At 60.6% G+C, this 13,760-nt stretch carries 17 protein-coding genes; 14 read left to right on the top strand and 3 right to left on the bottom strand.

Features of this window, described 5'->3' with window-relative positions; genetic code table 11:
• Positions 1-42: 42 nt before the first annotated feature.
• Positions 43-447, bottom strand: coding sequence for a twitching motility response regulator PilG (gene pilG / locus ACSQ87_RS02560; protein ID WP_008152601.1), 405 nt, complete (start codon positions 445-447; stop codon positions 43-45).
• Positions 448-681: 234 nt separating this feature from the next.
• On the opposite strand from pilG, the gene gshB reads away from it, so the two are divergent.
• The 7 genes from gshB (at position 682) to ACSQ87_RS02525 (ending at position 6,705) form a co-directional block, all read left to right on the top strand.
• A complete protein-coding gene (gshB, locus tag ACSQ87_RS02555; RefSeq protein ID WP_140675026.1) occupies positions 682-1,635 on the top strand; it encodes a glutathione synthase in 954 nt (317 codons plus the stop codon).
• Positions 1,636-1,712: 77 nt separating this feature from the next.
• Entirely contained in the window at positions 1,713-2,612 is a 900-nt protein-coding gene (locus tag ACSQ87_RS02550) for an energy transducer TonB (RefSeq protein ID WP_223431168.1), read from the top strand.
• Between the two features lie 180 nt (positions 2,613-2,792).
• Complete coding sequence (locus ACSQ87_RS02545) at positions 2,793-3,365, top strand: YqgE/AlgH family protein (protein WP_150658376.1); 573 nt, start codon at positions 2,793-2,795, stop codon at positions 3,363-3,365.
• On the top strand, positions 3,365-3,802 hold the full coding sequence (gene ruvX / locus ACSQ87_RS02540) for a Holliday junction resolvase RuvX (protein WP_005792259.1): 438 nt from the start codon (positions 3,365-3,367) through the stop codon (positions 3,800-3,802). Before ACSQ87_RS02545 ends, ruvX begins: the two co-directional genes overlap by 1 nt.
• A gap of 84 nt (positions 3,803-3,886) precedes the next feature.
• Positions 3,887-4,390 carry a bifunctional pyr operon transcriptional regulator/uracil phosphoribosyltransferase PyrR gene (pyrR, locus tag ACSQ87_RS02535; protein ID WP_008152613.1) on the top strand — a complete coding sequence of 168 codons (504 nt, stop codon included), beginning with the start codon at positions 3,887-3,889 and terminating at the stop codon, positions 4,388-4,390.
• Positions 4,391-4,417: 27 nt separating this feature from the next.
• On the top strand, positions 4,418-5,437 hold the full coding sequence (locus ACSQ87_RS02530) for an aspartate carbamoyltransferase catalytic subunit (protein WP_223431167.1): 1,020 nt from the start codon (positions 4,418-4,420) through the stop codon (positions 5,435-5,437).
• Positions 5,434-6,705: a dihydroorotase gene (locus ACSQ87_RS02525; RefSeq protein WP_008152614.1), complete on the top strand. Its 1,272-nt coding sequence runs from the start codon at positions 5,434-5,436 to the stop codon at positions 6,703-6,705. Before ACSQ87_RS02530 ends, ACSQ87_RS02525 begins: the two co-directional genes overlap by 4 nt.
• A gap of 96 nt (positions 6,706-6,801) precedes the next feature.
• Here the strand turns inward: ACSQ87_RS02525 and ACSQ87_RS02520 are convergent, their stop codons facing one another.
• A complete protein-coding gene (locus ACSQ87_RS02520; RefSeq protein ID WP_046045230.1) occupies positions 6,802-7,233 on the bottom strand; it encodes an NINE protein in 432 nt (143 codons plus the stop codon).
• Positions 7,234-7,483: 250 nt separating this feature from the next.
• Here ACSQ87_RS02520 and ACSQ87_RS02515 point away from each other — a divergent pair, with 250 nt between their 5' ends.
• Positions 7,484-8,101: a C40 family peptidase gene (locus tag ACSQ87_RS02515; RefSeq protein WP_436273300.1), complete on the top strand. Its 618-nt coding sequence runs from the start codon at positions 7,484-7,486 to the stop codon at positions 8,099-8,101.
• 50 nt (positions 8,102-8,151) lie between these two features.
• Here ACSQ87_RS02515 and ACSQ87_RS02510 read toward each other — a convergent pair whose 3' ends face one another.
• Positions 8,152-9,186 carry a type IV pilus twitching motility protein PilT gene (locus ACSQ87_RS02510; protein WP_436273299.1) on the bottom strand — a complete coding sequence of 345 codons (1,035 nt, stop codon included), beginning with the start codon at positions 9,184-9,186 and terminating at the stop codon, positions 8,152-8,154.
• A gap of 55 nt (positions 9,187-9,241) precedes the next feature.
• On the opposite strand from ACSQ87_RS02510, the gene ACSQ87_RS02505 reads away from it, so the two are divergent.
• The 6 genes from ACSQ87_RS02505 to metW all read left to right on the top strand — a co-directional run bounded on the left by ACSQ87_RS02505 (position 9,242) and on the right by metW (position 13,739).
• Positions 9,242-9,928 (top strand): YggS family pyridoxal phosphate-dependent enzyme, encoded by a 687-nt coding sequence (locus ACSQ87_RS02505; protein WP_223431166.1) that lies wholly within the window; start codon positions 9,242-9,244, stop codon positions 9,926-9,928.
• A gap of 35 nt (positions 9,929-9,963) precedes the next feature.
• Positions 9,964-10,782, top strand: coding sequence for a pyrroline-5-carboxylate reductase (gene proC, locus ACSQ87_RS02500; RefSeq protein ID WP_223431165.1), 819 nt, complete (start codon positions 9,964-9,966; stop codon positions 10,780-10,782).
• A gap of 10 nt (positions 10,783-10,792) precedes the next feature.
• Positions 10,793-11,383 (top strand): YggT family protein, encoded by a 591-nt coding sequence (locus tag ACSQ87_RS02495; RefSeq protein ID WP_150658372.1) that lies wholly within the window; start codon positions 10,793-10,795, stop codon positions 11,381-11,383.
• A gap of 4 nt (positions 11,384-11,387) precedes the next feature.
• Positions 11,388-11,684 (top strand): DUF167 domain-containing protein, encoded by a 297-nt coding sequence (locus tag ACSQ87_RS02490; RefSeq protein WP_436273298.1) that lies wholly within the window; start codon positions 11,388-11,390, stop codon positions 11,682-11,684.
• Between the two features lie 287 nt (positions 11,685-11,971).
• Positions 11,972-13,111: a homoserine O-succinyltransferase MetX gene (metX, locus tag ACSQ87_RS02485; RefSeq protein ID WP_436273297.1), complete on the top strand. Its 1,140-nt coding sequence runs from the start codon at positions 11,972-11,974 to the stop codon at positions 13,109-13,111.
• A 7-nt stretch (positions 13,112-13,118) separates the two neighbouring features.
• Positions 13,119-13,739, top strand: coding sequence for a methionine biosynthesis protein MetW (metW, locus tag ACSQ87_RS02480; RefSeq protein WP_223431162.1), 621 nt, complete (start codon positions 13,119-13,121; stop codon positions 13,737-13,739).
• The last annotated feature ends 21 nt before the right edge of the window (positions 13,740-13,760 follow it).

Raw genomic sequence — 13,760 nt, 5'->3', positions numbered from 1 at the left:
TGTCGACGCCGGGCCCGCTGGCCGAGCGTCACTGTGCGTGTCCTACTGCGGCAAAACGGCGGCGAAGCCCGGTACATGGGCCTGGATCGCGTTCAGCAGTTCTTCCTTGCTGAAAGGCTTGGTCAAAAACTGGTCGGAGCCGACGATGCGCCCCTTGGCCTTGTCGAACAGCCCATCCTTGGACGACAGCATAATCACTGGCGTGGACTTGAACGCACTGTTGTTCTTGATTAAAGCGCAGGTCTGATAACCATCCAGACGCGGCATCATGATGTCGACAAAGATGATGCCGGGGTGATTGTCAGCAATCTTGGCCAAGGCATCGAAACCATCAATGGCGGTGATCACTTCACACCCCACGTTTTTCAAAAGCGTTTCGGCAGTGCGGCGAATCGTTTTCGAATCGTCGATCACCATGACCTTCAAGGCGCTGGAATGCTGTTCCATAAATGCTCTGCCGTCGCCTTTGCGAATCAAATTGTCCATTTCCGATAACCGGAGGCTCGAAACCCTTGATGTTCAAGGGCCAGCGCGATATGGCAGCCTTTTTAGCACAGTCTCCAAAACCAATCTATCGGCCAACCCTGGCAGTGGTTTTTCCTTGACCGGGAACACACTCAGCGCCACTCTGACGCCACTTTTGCAGGTCACTGCGACCCACCCAATTTCGAGGAAAAACCCATGAGCGTTCGCGTCGGGATTGTCATGGACCCTATCGCCAGCATCTCCTATAAAAAGGATAGCTCGCTGGCCATGCTGCTGGCCGCACAGAAGCGCGGCTGGGAACTGTTCTATATGGAACAGGGCGATTTGTACCAGGCTGAAGGCGAGGCGCGGGCGCGGATGCGTCCGTTGAAAGTCTTCGCCAACCCGGAAAAATGGTTCGAACTCGACGCCGAGACCGACGCGCTGCTGAGCGATCTGGACGTGATCCTGATGCGCAAGGATCCGCCGTTCGACATGGAATTCGTCTACTCCACTTACCTGCTGGAGCAAGCCGAACGCGCTGGCGTGCTGGTAGTCAACAAGCCGCAAAGCCTGCGTGACTGCAACGAAAAACTGTTCGCCACGCTGTTCCCGCAGTGCACGCCGCCGACCATCGTCAGCCGTCGCCCGGACGTACTGCGTGAATTCGCCGATCACCACGGCGACGTGATCCTCAAGCCGCTGGACGGCATGGGCGGCTCGTCGATCTTCCGTCACACCGCTGGCCACCCGAACCTGTCGGTGATCCTCGAAACCCTGACCCTGCATGGCAAACAGCAGATCATGATCCAGGGTTACCTGCCGGCAATCGTCGATGGCGACAAGCGCATCCTGATGATCGACGGCGAGCCGGTGGATTACTGCCTGGCGCGAATTCCGGCCGCCGGTGAAACCCGTGGCAACCTCGCCGCCGGTGGCCGTGGCGAAGCCCGTCCGCTGACCGAGAAAGATCGCTGGATCGCCGCACAAGTCGGCCCGACCCTGCGCGAAAAAGGCCTGTTGTTCGTCGGTCTGGACGTGATCGGCGAACATCTGACGGAAATCAACGTCACCAGCCCGACCTGCATTCGCGAGATTGATAACGCGTTTGGCACCGACATCGGCGGCCTGCTGATGGATGCCATCGATCAGAAGCTCAAGGCCCGTTGATATAGAACAGCCAAGAAACGACCAACATTGCGTTATCATCCGCGGCCTGTGAAAAACGCGATGTTGGTTTTTTTGTCATGACGCTCCCGTCCGATCTGCCCGCTGAACTCGCCCATCGTGGCGTGCGCCCGGCTGATCGCCTCGGTTTTACCCTGTTTCTCGCGGCGCTGATTCACCTGGCCTTGCTGTTGGGCGTCGGTTTTACGATGGTCGAACCCAAGCAAATCAGCAAAACCCTGGAAATCACCCTCGCCACCTTTAAAAGCGAAAAGAAGCCTGAGAAAGCCGATTTTCTCGCTCAAGAGAATCAGCAAGGCAGCGGCACCCTGGATAAAAAGGCAATTCCCAAGACCACCGAGGTCGCGCCTTTCCAGGACAACAAGGTGCAGAACGTCACGCCACCGCCAGCGGCCAAGCCTCAAGTGCAGGAAGCCGCCCCCAAGGCAGCCGTGACGACCGTCGCGCCCAAGCCGAAAAAGGCCGCGGCCAAAACCGAAGAACCCAAGCCCGTCACCAAACCCGCAGTCGCCGCGCCGACGTTCGACAGTGAACAGCTGTCCAGCGACATCGCCAGCCTGGAAGCGGAACTGGCCAACGAACAACAGCTGTACGCCAAGCGCCCGCGTATCCACCGCCTGAGCGCCGCGTCGACCATGCGCGACAAGGGCGCCTGGTATAAGGACGAGTGGCGCAAGAAGGTCGAGCGCATCGGTAATCTGAATTACCCCGACGAAGCGCGACGCAAGCAGATCTACGGCAATTTGCGCCTGATGGTTTCGATCAACCGCGACGGCTCGCTCTTTGAAGTGCTGGTGCTGGAGTCGTCCGGACAACCGCTGCTGGATCAGGCGGCGCAGCGCATCGTGCGGCTGGCGGCGCCGTTTTCACCGTTTACCGGGGATTTGTCGGATATCGATCGTCTGGAAATCATCCGGACCTGGAAGTTTGCCCGCGGGGACAGACTCTCCAGCAACTGACACCCCACAAATCCCTGTGGGAGCGGGCTTGCTCGCGAATGCGGTCAATCATTCAACATTGATGTCGACTGACACGACGCCTTCGCGAGCAAGCCCGCTCCCACATTTGACCTGTGCCGACTGCCAAATTGCGCCATCCTCAGCTTGTCAGTTCGCCCCTCCAACGCCACACTAGCGCTCATGAAGAACGTCAGCCCCAGCTACCTCAAGCATCAATTCCTGATCGCCATGCCTCACATGGTCGACCCGAACTTTGCGCACACCTTGACCTACATCGTCGAGCACACGGCCAATGGTGCCATGGGCCTGGTGGTCAATCGTCCGCAAGACCTCAACCTGGCCGATATCCTCGAGCAATTGCGCCCCGACATCGAACCGCCGGTGCTCTGCCAGCATGTGCCGATCTTCATCGGCGGCCCGGTGCAGACCGATCGTGGTTTTGTCCTGCACCCCTCGGGGCAGAGTTATCAGGCCACCGTCGAGCTTGATGAGAAACTGGCCCTGTCGACCTCCCAGGATGTGCTGTTCGCCATCGCCGACGGCGTCGGTCCGGCGAAAAGCCTGATCGCCCTCGGATACGCTGGCTGGGAAGCCGGGCAGCTGGAAGCCGAACTGGCCCAGAACGCCTGGCTGACCTGCCCGTTCGATGCCGATATTTTGTTCAACACCAGCAGCGAACTGCGCCTGGAAGCAGCGGCCAAGCACCTGGGCGTCAATCTCAGCCTGCTGACCAGCCAGGCGGGACACTCCTGATGGCCCTGCGCCTTATTTTGGGTTTCGACTACGGCACCAAACAGATCGGCGTTGCGGTCGGCCAGGTGATTACCGGCCAGGCCCGCGAGCTGTGCACCTTGAAGGCACAAAACGGTATTCCCGACTGGAATCAGGTCGAAGCCCTGATTAAAGAGTGGAAACCCGATGCCGTGGTGGTTGGCCTGCCCTTGAACATGGACGGCACGCCGAGCGACATGTGCCTGCGCGCCGAGAAATTCGCCCGCCGCCTCAATGGCCGCTACAACCTGCCCTTCTATACCCACGATGAACGCCTGACCACCTTCGAAGCCAAGGGTGAACGGCGTGATCGTGGCGGACAAAAGGGCAGCTACCGCGACAACCCGGTGGACGCCATCGCCGCCGCCCTGCTGCTGCAAGGCTGGCTCGACGAAAACACCGCACTGTTCGAATCCTGAAGAGCCGCAACAAGCGTCTCTACTTAGCTACAACCCGAGCCACCTCTCCAGCAGAACCCGGCTCGGGCCCAAGAAGGAGCAACCATGAGCCTGCCCAATCCCGCCGAACTGATCAGCCAGATGGCGACCCGTCTCAAGGCGCACCTGGAACACCGTGGCATCAGCGAGCCGCGCTACATCGGCATTCGTACCGGTGGCGTCTGGGTCGCCCAGGCGTTGCTCGATGAACTGGGCAGCGATTCGCCTCTTGGCACCCTGGACGTCTCCTTCTACCGCGACGACTTCAGCCAGAACGGCCTGCACCCACAAGTGCGCCCGTCCGCCCTGCCGTTCGAGATCGAAGGTCAGCACCTGGTGCTGATCGACGACGTGCTGATGAGCGGCCGGACCATCCGCGCCGCCCTCAATGAGCTGTTCGACTACGGCCGCCCGGCCAGCGTGACATTGGTGTGCCTGCTGGACCTGGACGCCGGCGAGCTGCCGATCCGCCCGAATGTGGTCGGCGCGACCCTGTCGCTGGCCGCCCACGAACGGGTGAAACTGTCCGGCCCGGAACTCAAGCTCGAACTGCAAGACCTCGCCCTTTAATTCGCCCTATTGAGAGTCCCCCTCGCGATGACGCCTCTAGAAACCAAGCGCCCGCTGCAGCTCAATGATCAGGGCCAGCTGCGCCACTTCCTCTCGCTCGACGGTTTGCGCCGCGAGCTGCTGACGGAAATCCTCGACACCGCCGACTCGTTCCTCGAAGTCGGCGCCCGGGCGGTGAAGAAAGTCCCGTTGCTGCGCGGCAAGACCGTGTGCAACGTGTTCTTCGAGAACTCCACCCGCACCCGCACCACCTTCGAACTGGCCGCCCAGCGGCTGTCGGCGGACGTGATCACCCTGAACGTGTCCACGTCGTCGGCGAGCAAGGGCGAAACCCTGCTCGACACCCTGCGCAACCTGGAAGCCATGGCCGCCGACATGTTCGTCGTGCGTCACGGTGATTCCGGCGCGGCGCACTTCATCGCCGAACATGTCTGCCCGCAAGTGGCGATCATCAACGGCGGCGACGGCCGTCACGCCCACCCGACCCAGGGCATGCTCGACATGCTCACCATCCGTCGGCACAAGGGCGGCTTCGAAAACCTTTCGGTGGCTATCGTCGGCGACATCCTGCACTCGCGGGTGGCGCGCTCGAACATGCTGGCGCTGAAAACCCTCGGTTGCCCGGACATCCGCGTGATCGCGCCGAAAACCCTGCTGCCGATCGGCATCGAGCAATACGGCGTGAAGGTTTACACCGACATGACCGAAGGCCTGAAAGACGTCGACGTGGTGATCATGCTGCGCCTGCAGCGTGAGCGCATGACTGGCGGCCTGCTACCGAGCGAAGGTGAGTTCTACCGCCTGTTCGGCCTGACCACCGCGCGCCTGGCCGGGGCCAAACCGGATTGCATCGTTATGCACCCAGGGCCGATCAACCGCGGCGTGGAAATTGAGTCGGCGGTGGCCGACGGCCCGCACTCGGTCATCCTCAATCAAGTCACCTACGGCATCGCGATTCGTATGGCCGTGCTGTCCATGGCCATGAGCGGGCAGACTGCGCAACGTCAATTCGAGCAAGGCCAATTCGAGCAGGAGAAAGCCCAGTGAAGCTCAGCATTCTCGGCGCCCGCGTCATCGATCCGGCCAGCGGCCTGGATCAAGTTACTGATATCCATATTGAAGCCTGCAAGATCATTGCCCTTGGCGCCGCGCCGGCCGGTTTTGTCGCCGTCGATACCCTCGACGCCAAAGGCCTGGTCGCCGCCCCTGGGCTGGTTGACCTGAACGTCGCCCTGCGCGAGCCGGGCTACAGCCGTAAAGGCTCAATCGTCAGCGAAACCCGCGCCGCCGCGGCCGGTGGTGTCACCAGCCTGTGCTGCCCACCGAAAACCAAACCGGTGCTGGACACCTCGGCCGTGGCCGAATTGATCCTCGACCGCGCCCGCGAGGCCGGCAACACCAAGGTGTTCCCGATCGGCGCCCTGAGCAAAGGCCTGGACGGCGAACAGCTGGCCGAGCTGGTCGCCTTGCGCGATGCCGGTTGCGTGGCTTTCGGCAACGGCCTGGACAGCTTCCGCAATACCCGCACGCTGTGCCGGGCGCTGGAATACGCCGCAACATTCGACCTGACGGTGATTTTCAACTCTCAGGACCATGATCTGGCCGAAGGTGGCCTGGCCCACGAAGGCCCGACCGCCAGCTTCCTCGGTTTGCCGGGTATTCCCGAAACCGCCGAAACCGTGGCCCTCGCGCGGGATCTGCTGCTGGTCGAGCAAAGTGGCGTGCGCGCGCACTTCAGCCAGCTCACCAGCGCCCGTGGCGTGGCGCTGATCGCTCAGGCCCAGGCTCGCGGCCTGCCGGTGACGGCCGATGTCGCCCTGTATCAGCTGATCCTGACCGACGAAGCGCTGATCGACTTCAGCAGCCTCTATCACGTCCAGCCGCCGCTGCGCACCCGCGCCGACCGCGATGGCCTGCGTGAAGCGGTGAAATCGGGTGTGGTCTCGGCCATTTCCAGTCATCACCAACCCCACGAGCGGGACGCCAAACTGGCGCCGTTCGGGGCCACCGAGCCAGGCATCAGCAGCGTTGAATTGCTGCTGCCGTTGGCGATGACGCTGGTGGAAGACGGTTTACTGGACCTGCCAACGCTGTTGGCGCGCTTGAGCACCGGACCTGCCGAGGCATTGCGCCTGCCGGCGGGCAAACTGGCGGTAGGTGGACCGGCGGACATCGTGCTGTTCGATCCGGCGGCTTCGACCGTGGCTGGTGAGACCTGGCTGTCCAAGGGTGAAAACTGCCCGTTCATTGGCCACAGCCTGCCGGGCGTGGTGCGTTACACCCTGGTGGATGGACGCATTAGCCACCAGGCGTAAGAATGTGGCGAGGGAGCTTGCTCCCGTTGGGTCGCGAAGCGACCCCAAAACAGGTCTGCTGCGCAGCCCAGCGGGAGCAAGCTCCCTCGCCACAATTTACTGGAAGGCACCTCTGTTCTGGGCGTTGCGAATCGACACCTGGTCATTCAGCGTCCAGAAGTCATACAGCACCCCCAGAAAGAACACCCCGCCCGTCACCAGGTACAGCAATCCGCTGATCCACTTCCCCTGATACATCCGGTGTACGCCGAATACCCCCAGAAACGTCAGCAGAATCCACGCCACGTTGTACTCGATAGGCCCGGCGGTAAAACGCAGGTCCGCTTCACGATCCATGGCCGGGATCAGAAACACGTCGATCAGCCAACCGATACCCAACAAACCGAAGGTGAAGAACCAGATCGTCCCCGTCACTGGCTTGCCGTAATAGAAGCGGTGAGCGCCGGTAAAACCGAAAATCCACAGCAGGTAACCGATCACTTTGCTGTGCGTGTCTTGATGCGAAACGGGCTGTTGATAGGTGTTCATGAAGGACCTCGATTCACACGATAGATAAATATTCTTTAAATCTTTGTGACTTTTTTACAGGTTGCCGACGTATGGCAAATGCTACCTTGTGTCCCGTCAAAGCCTTGTACCACAAGCGTTGTGTCCGACAATCGCGTCTATTTTCCGCTTATTTGGTTCCGTTGACCCCAAGGTTGAATCGACCAACGGCCTCAGAAGGGCCAAAAAAGCTGTTATAAAGTTGCGCGCTAACTTATATGAGCCTTGCCTAATGCGTCCATTTTTCAAGACATGGCTAACCATTTGCCTTTTGATGCCACTGGCCGCCCACGCCACCAATCGTGAGCAACGTCTTCCTAACGTTAATGGTTACACCCAAAAATCCCATGTTTCTGCTCCTTCGAGCAAAAACAAACAGACCGTAAAACACGCTCCACAACTGAGCAGCAAAAGCAGCCTGGTTCCGCCGATGGCGACCAAGGAAAGCAGCAATGTGCTGAGCCGCGCAGTCAACGTCCTCGGTACACCCTACCGTTGGGGCGGCAGCAGCCCAAGTAAAGGGTTCGACTGCAGTGGCCTGGTGAAATACGCGTTCAACGACGCCACGTTTGACCTGCCGCGCACTTCCAACGCCATGGCCAGCGGTCATGGGGAGAAAGTCGATCGCAAGGATCTGAAGCCTGGCGACCTGATTTTCTTCAACATCAAGAGCCGTCGGGTCAATCACGTTGCCATCTACCTGGGCAACGACCGCTTCATCCACGCACCACGTCGTGGCAAGTCGGTGACCATCGACACGCTGAAGAAACCCTACTGGGAAAGCCACTACGTGGTTGCCAAGCGGGTTATGCCGAAAGAGAAGAACACCCTGCAGGTTGTTCAGCGCTGATTTGAAGCAAGATCAAAAGATCGCAGGCTGCGATCTTTTGCTTTTAAGCCTCAAAAACCATCCGGCGTGCGCGCCTTCTCCCGCGCATGCTCGCGGCTGATCAAGCCCTTGCTTACCAGCTCCTTCAAGCACATATCCAGCGTCTGCATCCCCAGGTTTCCCCCGGTCTGAATCGACGAGTACATCTGCGCCACTTTGTCTTCGCGGATCAGGTTACGGATCGCTGACGTGCCGAGCATGATTTCGTGGGCCGCGATCCGCCCGCCGCCGATCTTCTTGACCAACGTCTGCGATACCACCGCCAGCAACGATTCGGACAGCATCGAACGAACCATCGATTTCTCGTCCCCCGGAAACACGTCCACCACCCGGTCGATGGTTTTCGCCGCCGAGGTCGTGTGCAGCGTGCCAAACACCAGATGCCCGGTTTCGGCGGCGGTCAACGCCAGGCGAATGGTCTCCAGATCCCGCATCTCCCCCACCAGAATCACGTCCGGGTCCTCCCGCAGGGCCGAGCGCAGAGCCGTGGCAAAGCTGCGCGTATCACGATGGACTTCACGCTGATTGATCAAGCATTTGCGTGACTCGTGGACGAACTCGATCGGGTCTTCGATGGTGAGGATGTGCTGATGGCGATGGGTGTTCAGGTGATCGATCATCGCCGCCAGGGTGGTGGATTTGCCGGAACCGGTCGGACCGGTCACCAGCACCAGCCCTCGCGGCGCTTCGGTAATCTTGCGAAACACTTCCCCCATACCGAGGTCGTCCATGCTCAGGACCTTGGACGGAATGGTCCGGAACACCGCGCCAGCACCGCGATTGTGGTTGAACGCGTTAACCCGAAAACGCGCCACGCCGGGCACGTCAAAGGAGAAGTCGGTCTCCAGGTGCTTCTCGAAGTCCACCCGCTGCGTGTCGTTCATGATGTCGTAGATCAGCGCCTGCACCTGTTTGTGGTCCAGGGCTGGCAGGTTGATGCGCCGCACATCGCCGTCGACGCGGATCATCGGTGGCAGGCCGGCAGACAGATGCAAGTCGGACGAGCCCTGTTTCGCGCTGAAAGCCAGCAGCTCAGTGATATCCATAGCGTTCCTCAATTCCAGTAGAATGCCGCGAACCTTCAGCCGCCGGCGCCTCTTGATGTCCACGATAGCAGACAACATTGCTCAGGTTAGTTCACGCATCCACGCCGCTGCCGTCGCCGCAAAACGCGACGAAGACAGCGTCCAGCTGCTGGCTGTGAGCAAGACCAAGCCCGCCGAAGCCCTGCGCGAAGCGTATGCCGCCGGGCTGCGCGACTTTGGCGAGAACTACCTGCAGGAAGCCCTGAGCAAACAGCTCGAATTGACCGACCTGCCCTTGATCTGGCACTTCATCGGCCCCATTCAATCGAACAAGACTCGCGCTATCGCCGAGCACTTCGCCTGGGTGCATTCCGTGGATCGTTTGAAAATCGCACAACGCCTGTCCGAACAACGTCCTGCCGATTTGCCCCCACTGAACATCTGCATCCAGGTCAACGTCAGCGGTGAAGCCAGCAAGTCCGGCTGCACCCCGGCCGACCTGCCGGCCCTGGCCAATGCCATCAGCGAACTGCCGCGCATCAAGCTGCGCGGGTTGATGGCAATCCCCGAGCCAACCGAAGATCGCGCCGCCCAGGACGCTGCTTTTGCCGCCGTACAAAGCCTGCAAGCCAGCCTGAGCCTGCCGCTCGACACACTTTCCATGGGCATGAGCCACGACCTCGAGTCAGCCATCGCCCAAGGCGCCAACTGGGTCCGTATCGGTACGGCCCTGTTTGGTGCCCGCGACTACGGCCAGCCTTGAAAAATGGCTGACTCCTCTCTTTATAAGGACCTGACATGAGCAAGACTCGTATTGCCTTTATCGGTGCCGGCAACATGGCAGCCAGCCTGATCGGCGGCCTGCGCGCCAAAGGTCTGGACGCCGCGCAGATCCGCGCCAGCGATCCGGGCGCTGAAACCCGCGCTCGCGTGAACGCTGAACACGGTATCGAGGCGTTCGCCGACAACGCCGACGCCATTCAGGGCGTGGACGTGATCGTGCTGGCGGTCAAACCCCAAGCGATGAAAGCCGTCTGCGAAGCGCTTCGCCCAAGCCTCAAGCCGAATCAACTGGTGGTCTCGATTGCGGCCGGCATCACCTGCGCCAGCATGAACAACTGGCTCGGCGCCCAACCGATCGTGCGTTGCATGCCCAACACCCCGGCGCTGCTGCGTCAGGGCGTAAGCGGCTTGTTCGCCACGGCTGAAGTGAACAACGAGCAACGTAAACAGGCGCAAGAACTGCTGTCCGCCGTCGGCATCGCACTGTGGCTGGATGAAGAGCAACAACTGGACGCGGTCACCGCCGTCTCCGGCTCGGGCCCTGCGTACTTCTTCCTGCTGATCGAAGCCATGACCGCCGCAGGTGTGAAGCTCGGTCTGCCAGCAGACATCGCCGCACAACTGACCCTGCAAACCGCTTTGGGCGCTGCTCACATGGCCGTGGCCAGTGACGTCGACGCTGCGGAACTGCGTCGCCGCGTGACCTCGCCTGCGGGCACGACGGAAGCGGCGATCAAGTCGTTCCAGGCCGGCGGCTTCGAAGCCCTGGTAGAAAAAGCACTTGGCGCCGCGGCGCATCGCTCGGCCGAGATGGCCGAACAATTGGGTCAATAAGGAGCCTTACATGATTGGATTGAACACTGCAGCGGTCTACGTGCTGCAAACCCTCGGCAGCCTGTACCTGCTGATCGTGTTGCTGCGCTTTGTGCTGCAACTGGTACGCGCGAACTTCTACAACCCGCTCTGCCAGTTCGCTGTGAAAGCCACCCAGCCGCTGCTCAAGCCGTTGCGCCGGATCATCCCGAGCATGTTCGGCCTGGACATGTCCTCGCTGGTGCTGGCGATCCTCGTGCAACTGGCGCTGATGGCCCTGACCCTGCTGCTGACTTACGGCACCACCGGTAACCCGCTGCAATTGCTGATCTGGTCGCTGATTGGCGTGACAGCGCTGTTCCTGAAGATTTTCTTCTTTGCCCTGATCATCAGCGTGATCCTGTCCTGGGTCGCACCGGGCAGCCATAACCCTGGCGCCGAGCTGGTGAACCAGATCTGCGAACCAGCCCTGGCGCCGTTCCGCAAGATCCTGCCAAACCTTGGCGGCCTGGATATCTCGCCGATCCTGGCGTTCATGGCGCTCAAGCTGATCGACATGCTGGTGATCAACAACCTCGCCGCCATGACGATGATGCCGGAAATCCTCCGTTTGCTGATCTGACCCGGTGAGCTACTTTCGCTGGGACGGTGATGACCTGATTCTGGAGTGTCACTTGCAACCGGCGGCCCGCAGCGATGATTTCTGCGGGCTGCATGGGGATCGATTGAAGATCCGCCTGACGGCACCGCCGGTTGAAGGCAAGGCCAATGCGTATTTGATGGCGTTTCTGGCCAAGGCGTTCGGGGTGTCCAAGAGTCAGGTGAGCTTGATTAGCGGCGAGTTGAACCGGCAGAAGCGGGTGCGGATTTGTTCGCCGAAGAAGTTGCCGGAGTTGCCGGGTTTGGTGATGCGTTCGCTTTGATTGTGTGTCGCTTCATTAAGCCACCCCTCACCCCAGCCCTCTCCCCATAGGGGAGAGGGGAAAGGGAGCAGATCGGGGACTTTTCAGAACCTGAGTTCGACTCAATATTTCAGGTCGATGTAGCTTGGCCAAACACCTCGGTCAGTCCCCTCTACCCTCTGGGGAGAGGGTTAGGGTGAGGGGGCGATCCAATGCCGAGCACCCATTTCCCAAACACCCCGGCCTTTGCTTGCCGCTAACCCCACCGGTCTTTAGACTTACGCCTCATTTCAACGAGAGCAGGGTCGATGCCAGCTGCCTTTCCCCCCGATTCTGTTGGTCTGGTGACGCCGCAAGTGGCGCACTTCAGTGAACCCCTGGCCTTGGCCTGCGGCCGTTCGCTCCCAGCTTATGACCTGATCTATGAAACCTACGGCACGCTGAACGCCGCGGCGAGCAACGCCGTGCTGATCTGCCACGCCTTGTCGGGTCACCATCACGCTGCCGGCTTCCACAGCCCCGACGACCGCAAACCCGGTTGGTGGGACAGCTGCATCGGGCCTGGCAAGCCGATCGACACCCACAAATTCTTCGTGGTCAGCCTGAACAACCTCGGCGGTTGCAACGGCTCTACCGGCCCGAGCAGCACCAACCCGGAAACCGGCAAGCCGTTCGGTGCCGACTTCCCGGTGTTGACCGTAGAAGACTGGGTTCACAGCCAGGCGCGCCTGGCAGACCTGCTCGGCATCGGCCAATGGGCCGCCGTGATCGGCGGCAGCCTCGGCGGCATGCAGGCCATGCAGTGGAGCATCACGTACCCGGATCGCATTCGCCACTGCCTGGCCATCGCCTCGGCCCCCAAGCTGTCGGCGCAGAACATTGCCTTCAACGAAGTGGCGCGCCAGGCAATCCTCACCGACCCCGAATTCCACGGCGGTTCATTCCAGGAAGCGGGCGTGATCCCCAAGCGCGGCTTGATGCTGGCGCGAATGGTCGGGCACATCACGTACCTGTCCGACGACTCCATGGGCGAGAAATTCGGCCGGGGCCTGAAGAGCGAGAAGCTCAACTACGACTTCCACAGCGTCGAGTTCCAGGTCGAAAGCTACCTGCGTTATCAGGGCGAAGAGTTCTCCGGGCGCTTCGACGCCAACACGTACCTGCTGATGACCAAGGCGCTGGACTACTTCGATCCGGCGGCGAACTTCGACGATGACCTGGCGAAAACCTTCGCCAACGCCCAGGCCAAGTTCTGCGTGATGTCCTTCACCACCGACTGGCGCTTCTCCCCTGCCCGCTCGCGGGAACTGGTGGACGCGCTGATGGCGGCCAAGAAAGACGTCTGCTACCTCGAGATCGACGCTCCGCAAGGCCACGACGCCTTCCTGATTCCGATCCCGCGCTACTTGCAGGCATTCAGCAATTACATGAACCGCATTACGTTGTGAGAAAGCCATGAGAGCTGATCTGGAAATCATCCAGGAATGGATCCCCGCCGGCAGCCGCGTGCTCGACCTCGGTTGTGGCGATGGCGAATTGCTGACCTGGCTGCGCGATAACAAGCAAGTCACCGGCTATGGCCTGGAAAACGACCCGGAGAACATCGCCGAGTGCGTGGCCAAGGGCATCAACGTGATTGAGCAGGACCTGGACAAGGGCCTGGGCAACTTTGCCAGCAACAGCTTCGACGTCGTGGTCATGACCCAGGCGCTGCAAGCCGTGCATTACCCGGACAGAATCCTCGACGAAATGCTGCGCGTCGGTCGCCAGTGCATCATCACCTTCCCCAACTTCGGTCACTGGCGCTGCCGCTGGTACCTGGCGAGCAAGGGCCGGATGCCGGTGTCCGATTTTCTGCCGTACACCTGGTACAACACGCCGAACATCCACTTTTGCACCTTCGAAGACTTTGAAGCGTTGTGTCGCGAACGTGAAGCCAGGGTCATTGATCGGCTTGCCGTGGATCAACAGCATCGGCACGGGTGGGCCAGTAAGCTATGGCCTAATCTGTTAGGTGAGATCGGTATTTACCGTGTCAGCAGCCCCGGGCTGCAGGATCACAAGGTCGCTGTCTGAACCACGACATTCCAAGGAGAA

The organism is Pseudomonas sp. LjRoot277 (assembly GCF_964253845.1).
Taxonomy (GTDB): Bacteria; Pseudomonadota; Gammaproteobacteria; order Pseudomonadales; family Pseudomonadaceae; genus Aquipseudomonas.
This window is presented reverse-complemented; position numbering and strand designations above follow the sequence as displayed.

What these genes read in the sequence shown, in the direction of transcription:
- pilG (WP_008152601.1), bottom strand. Translation starts at nt 447, where the DNA reads ATGGAACAGCATTCCAGCGCCTTGAAGGTCATGGTGATCGACGATTCG.
- gshB (WP_140675026.1), top strand. Translation starts at nt 682, where the DNA reads ATGAGCGTTCGCGTCGGGATTGTCATGGACCCTATCGCCAGCATCTCC.
- ACSQ87_RS02550 (WP_223431168.1), top strand. Translation starts at nt 1,713, where the DNA reads ATGACGCTCCCGTCCGATCTGCCCGCTGAACTCGCCCATCGTGGCGTG.
- ACSQ87_RS02545 (WP_150658376.1), top strand. Translation starts at nt 2,793, where the DNA reads ATGAAGAACGTCAGCCCCAGCTACCTCAAGCATCAATTCCTGATCGCC.
- ruvX (WP_005792259.1), top strand. Translation starts at nt 3,365, where the DNA reads ATGGCCCTGCGCCTTATTTTGGGTTTCGACTACGGCACCAAACAGATC.
- pyrR (WP_008152613.1), top strand. Translation starts at nt 3,887, where the DNA reads ATGAGCCTGCCCAATCCCGCCGAACTGATCAGCCAGATGGCGACCCGT.
- ACSQ87_RS02530 (WP_223431167.1), top strand. Translation starts at nt 4,418, where the DNA reads ATGACGCCTCTAGAAACCAAGCGCCCGCTGCAGCTCAATGATCAGGGC.
- ACSQ87_RS02520 (WP_046045230.1), bottom strand. Translation starts at nt 7,233, where the DNA reads ATGAACACCTATCAACAGCCCGTTTCGCATCAAGACACGCACAGCAAA.
- ACSQ87_RS02515 (WP_436273300.1), top strand. Translation starts at nt 7,484, where the DNA reads ATGCGTCCATTTTTCAAGACATGGCTAACCATTTGCCTTTTGATGCCA.
- ACSQ87_RS02510 (WP_436273299.1), bottom strand. Translation starts at nt 9,186, where the DNA reads ATGGATATCACTGAGCTGCTGGCTTTCAGCGCGAAACAGGGCTCGTCC.
- ACSQ87_RS02505 (WP_223431166.1), top strand. Translation starts at nt 9,242, where the DNA reads ATGTCCACGATAGCAGACAACATTGCTCAGGTTAGTTCACGCATCCAC.
- proC (WP_223431165.1), top strand. Translation starts at nt 9,964, where the DNA reads ATGAGCAAGACTCGTATTGCCTTTATCGGTGCCGGCAACATGGCAGCC.
- ACSQ87_RS02495 (WP_150658372.1), top strand. Translation starts at nt 10,793, where the DNA reads ATGATTGGATTGAACACTGCAGCGGTCTACGTGCTGCAAACCCTCGGC.
- metX (WP_436273297.1), top strand. Translation starts at nt 11,972, where the DNA reads ATGCCAGCTGCCTTTCCCCCCGATTCTGTTGGTCTGGTGACGCCGCAA.
- metW (WP_223431162.1), top strand. Translation starts at nt 13,119, where the DNA reads ATGAGAGCTGATCTGGAAATCATCCAGGAATGGATCCCCGCCGGCAGC.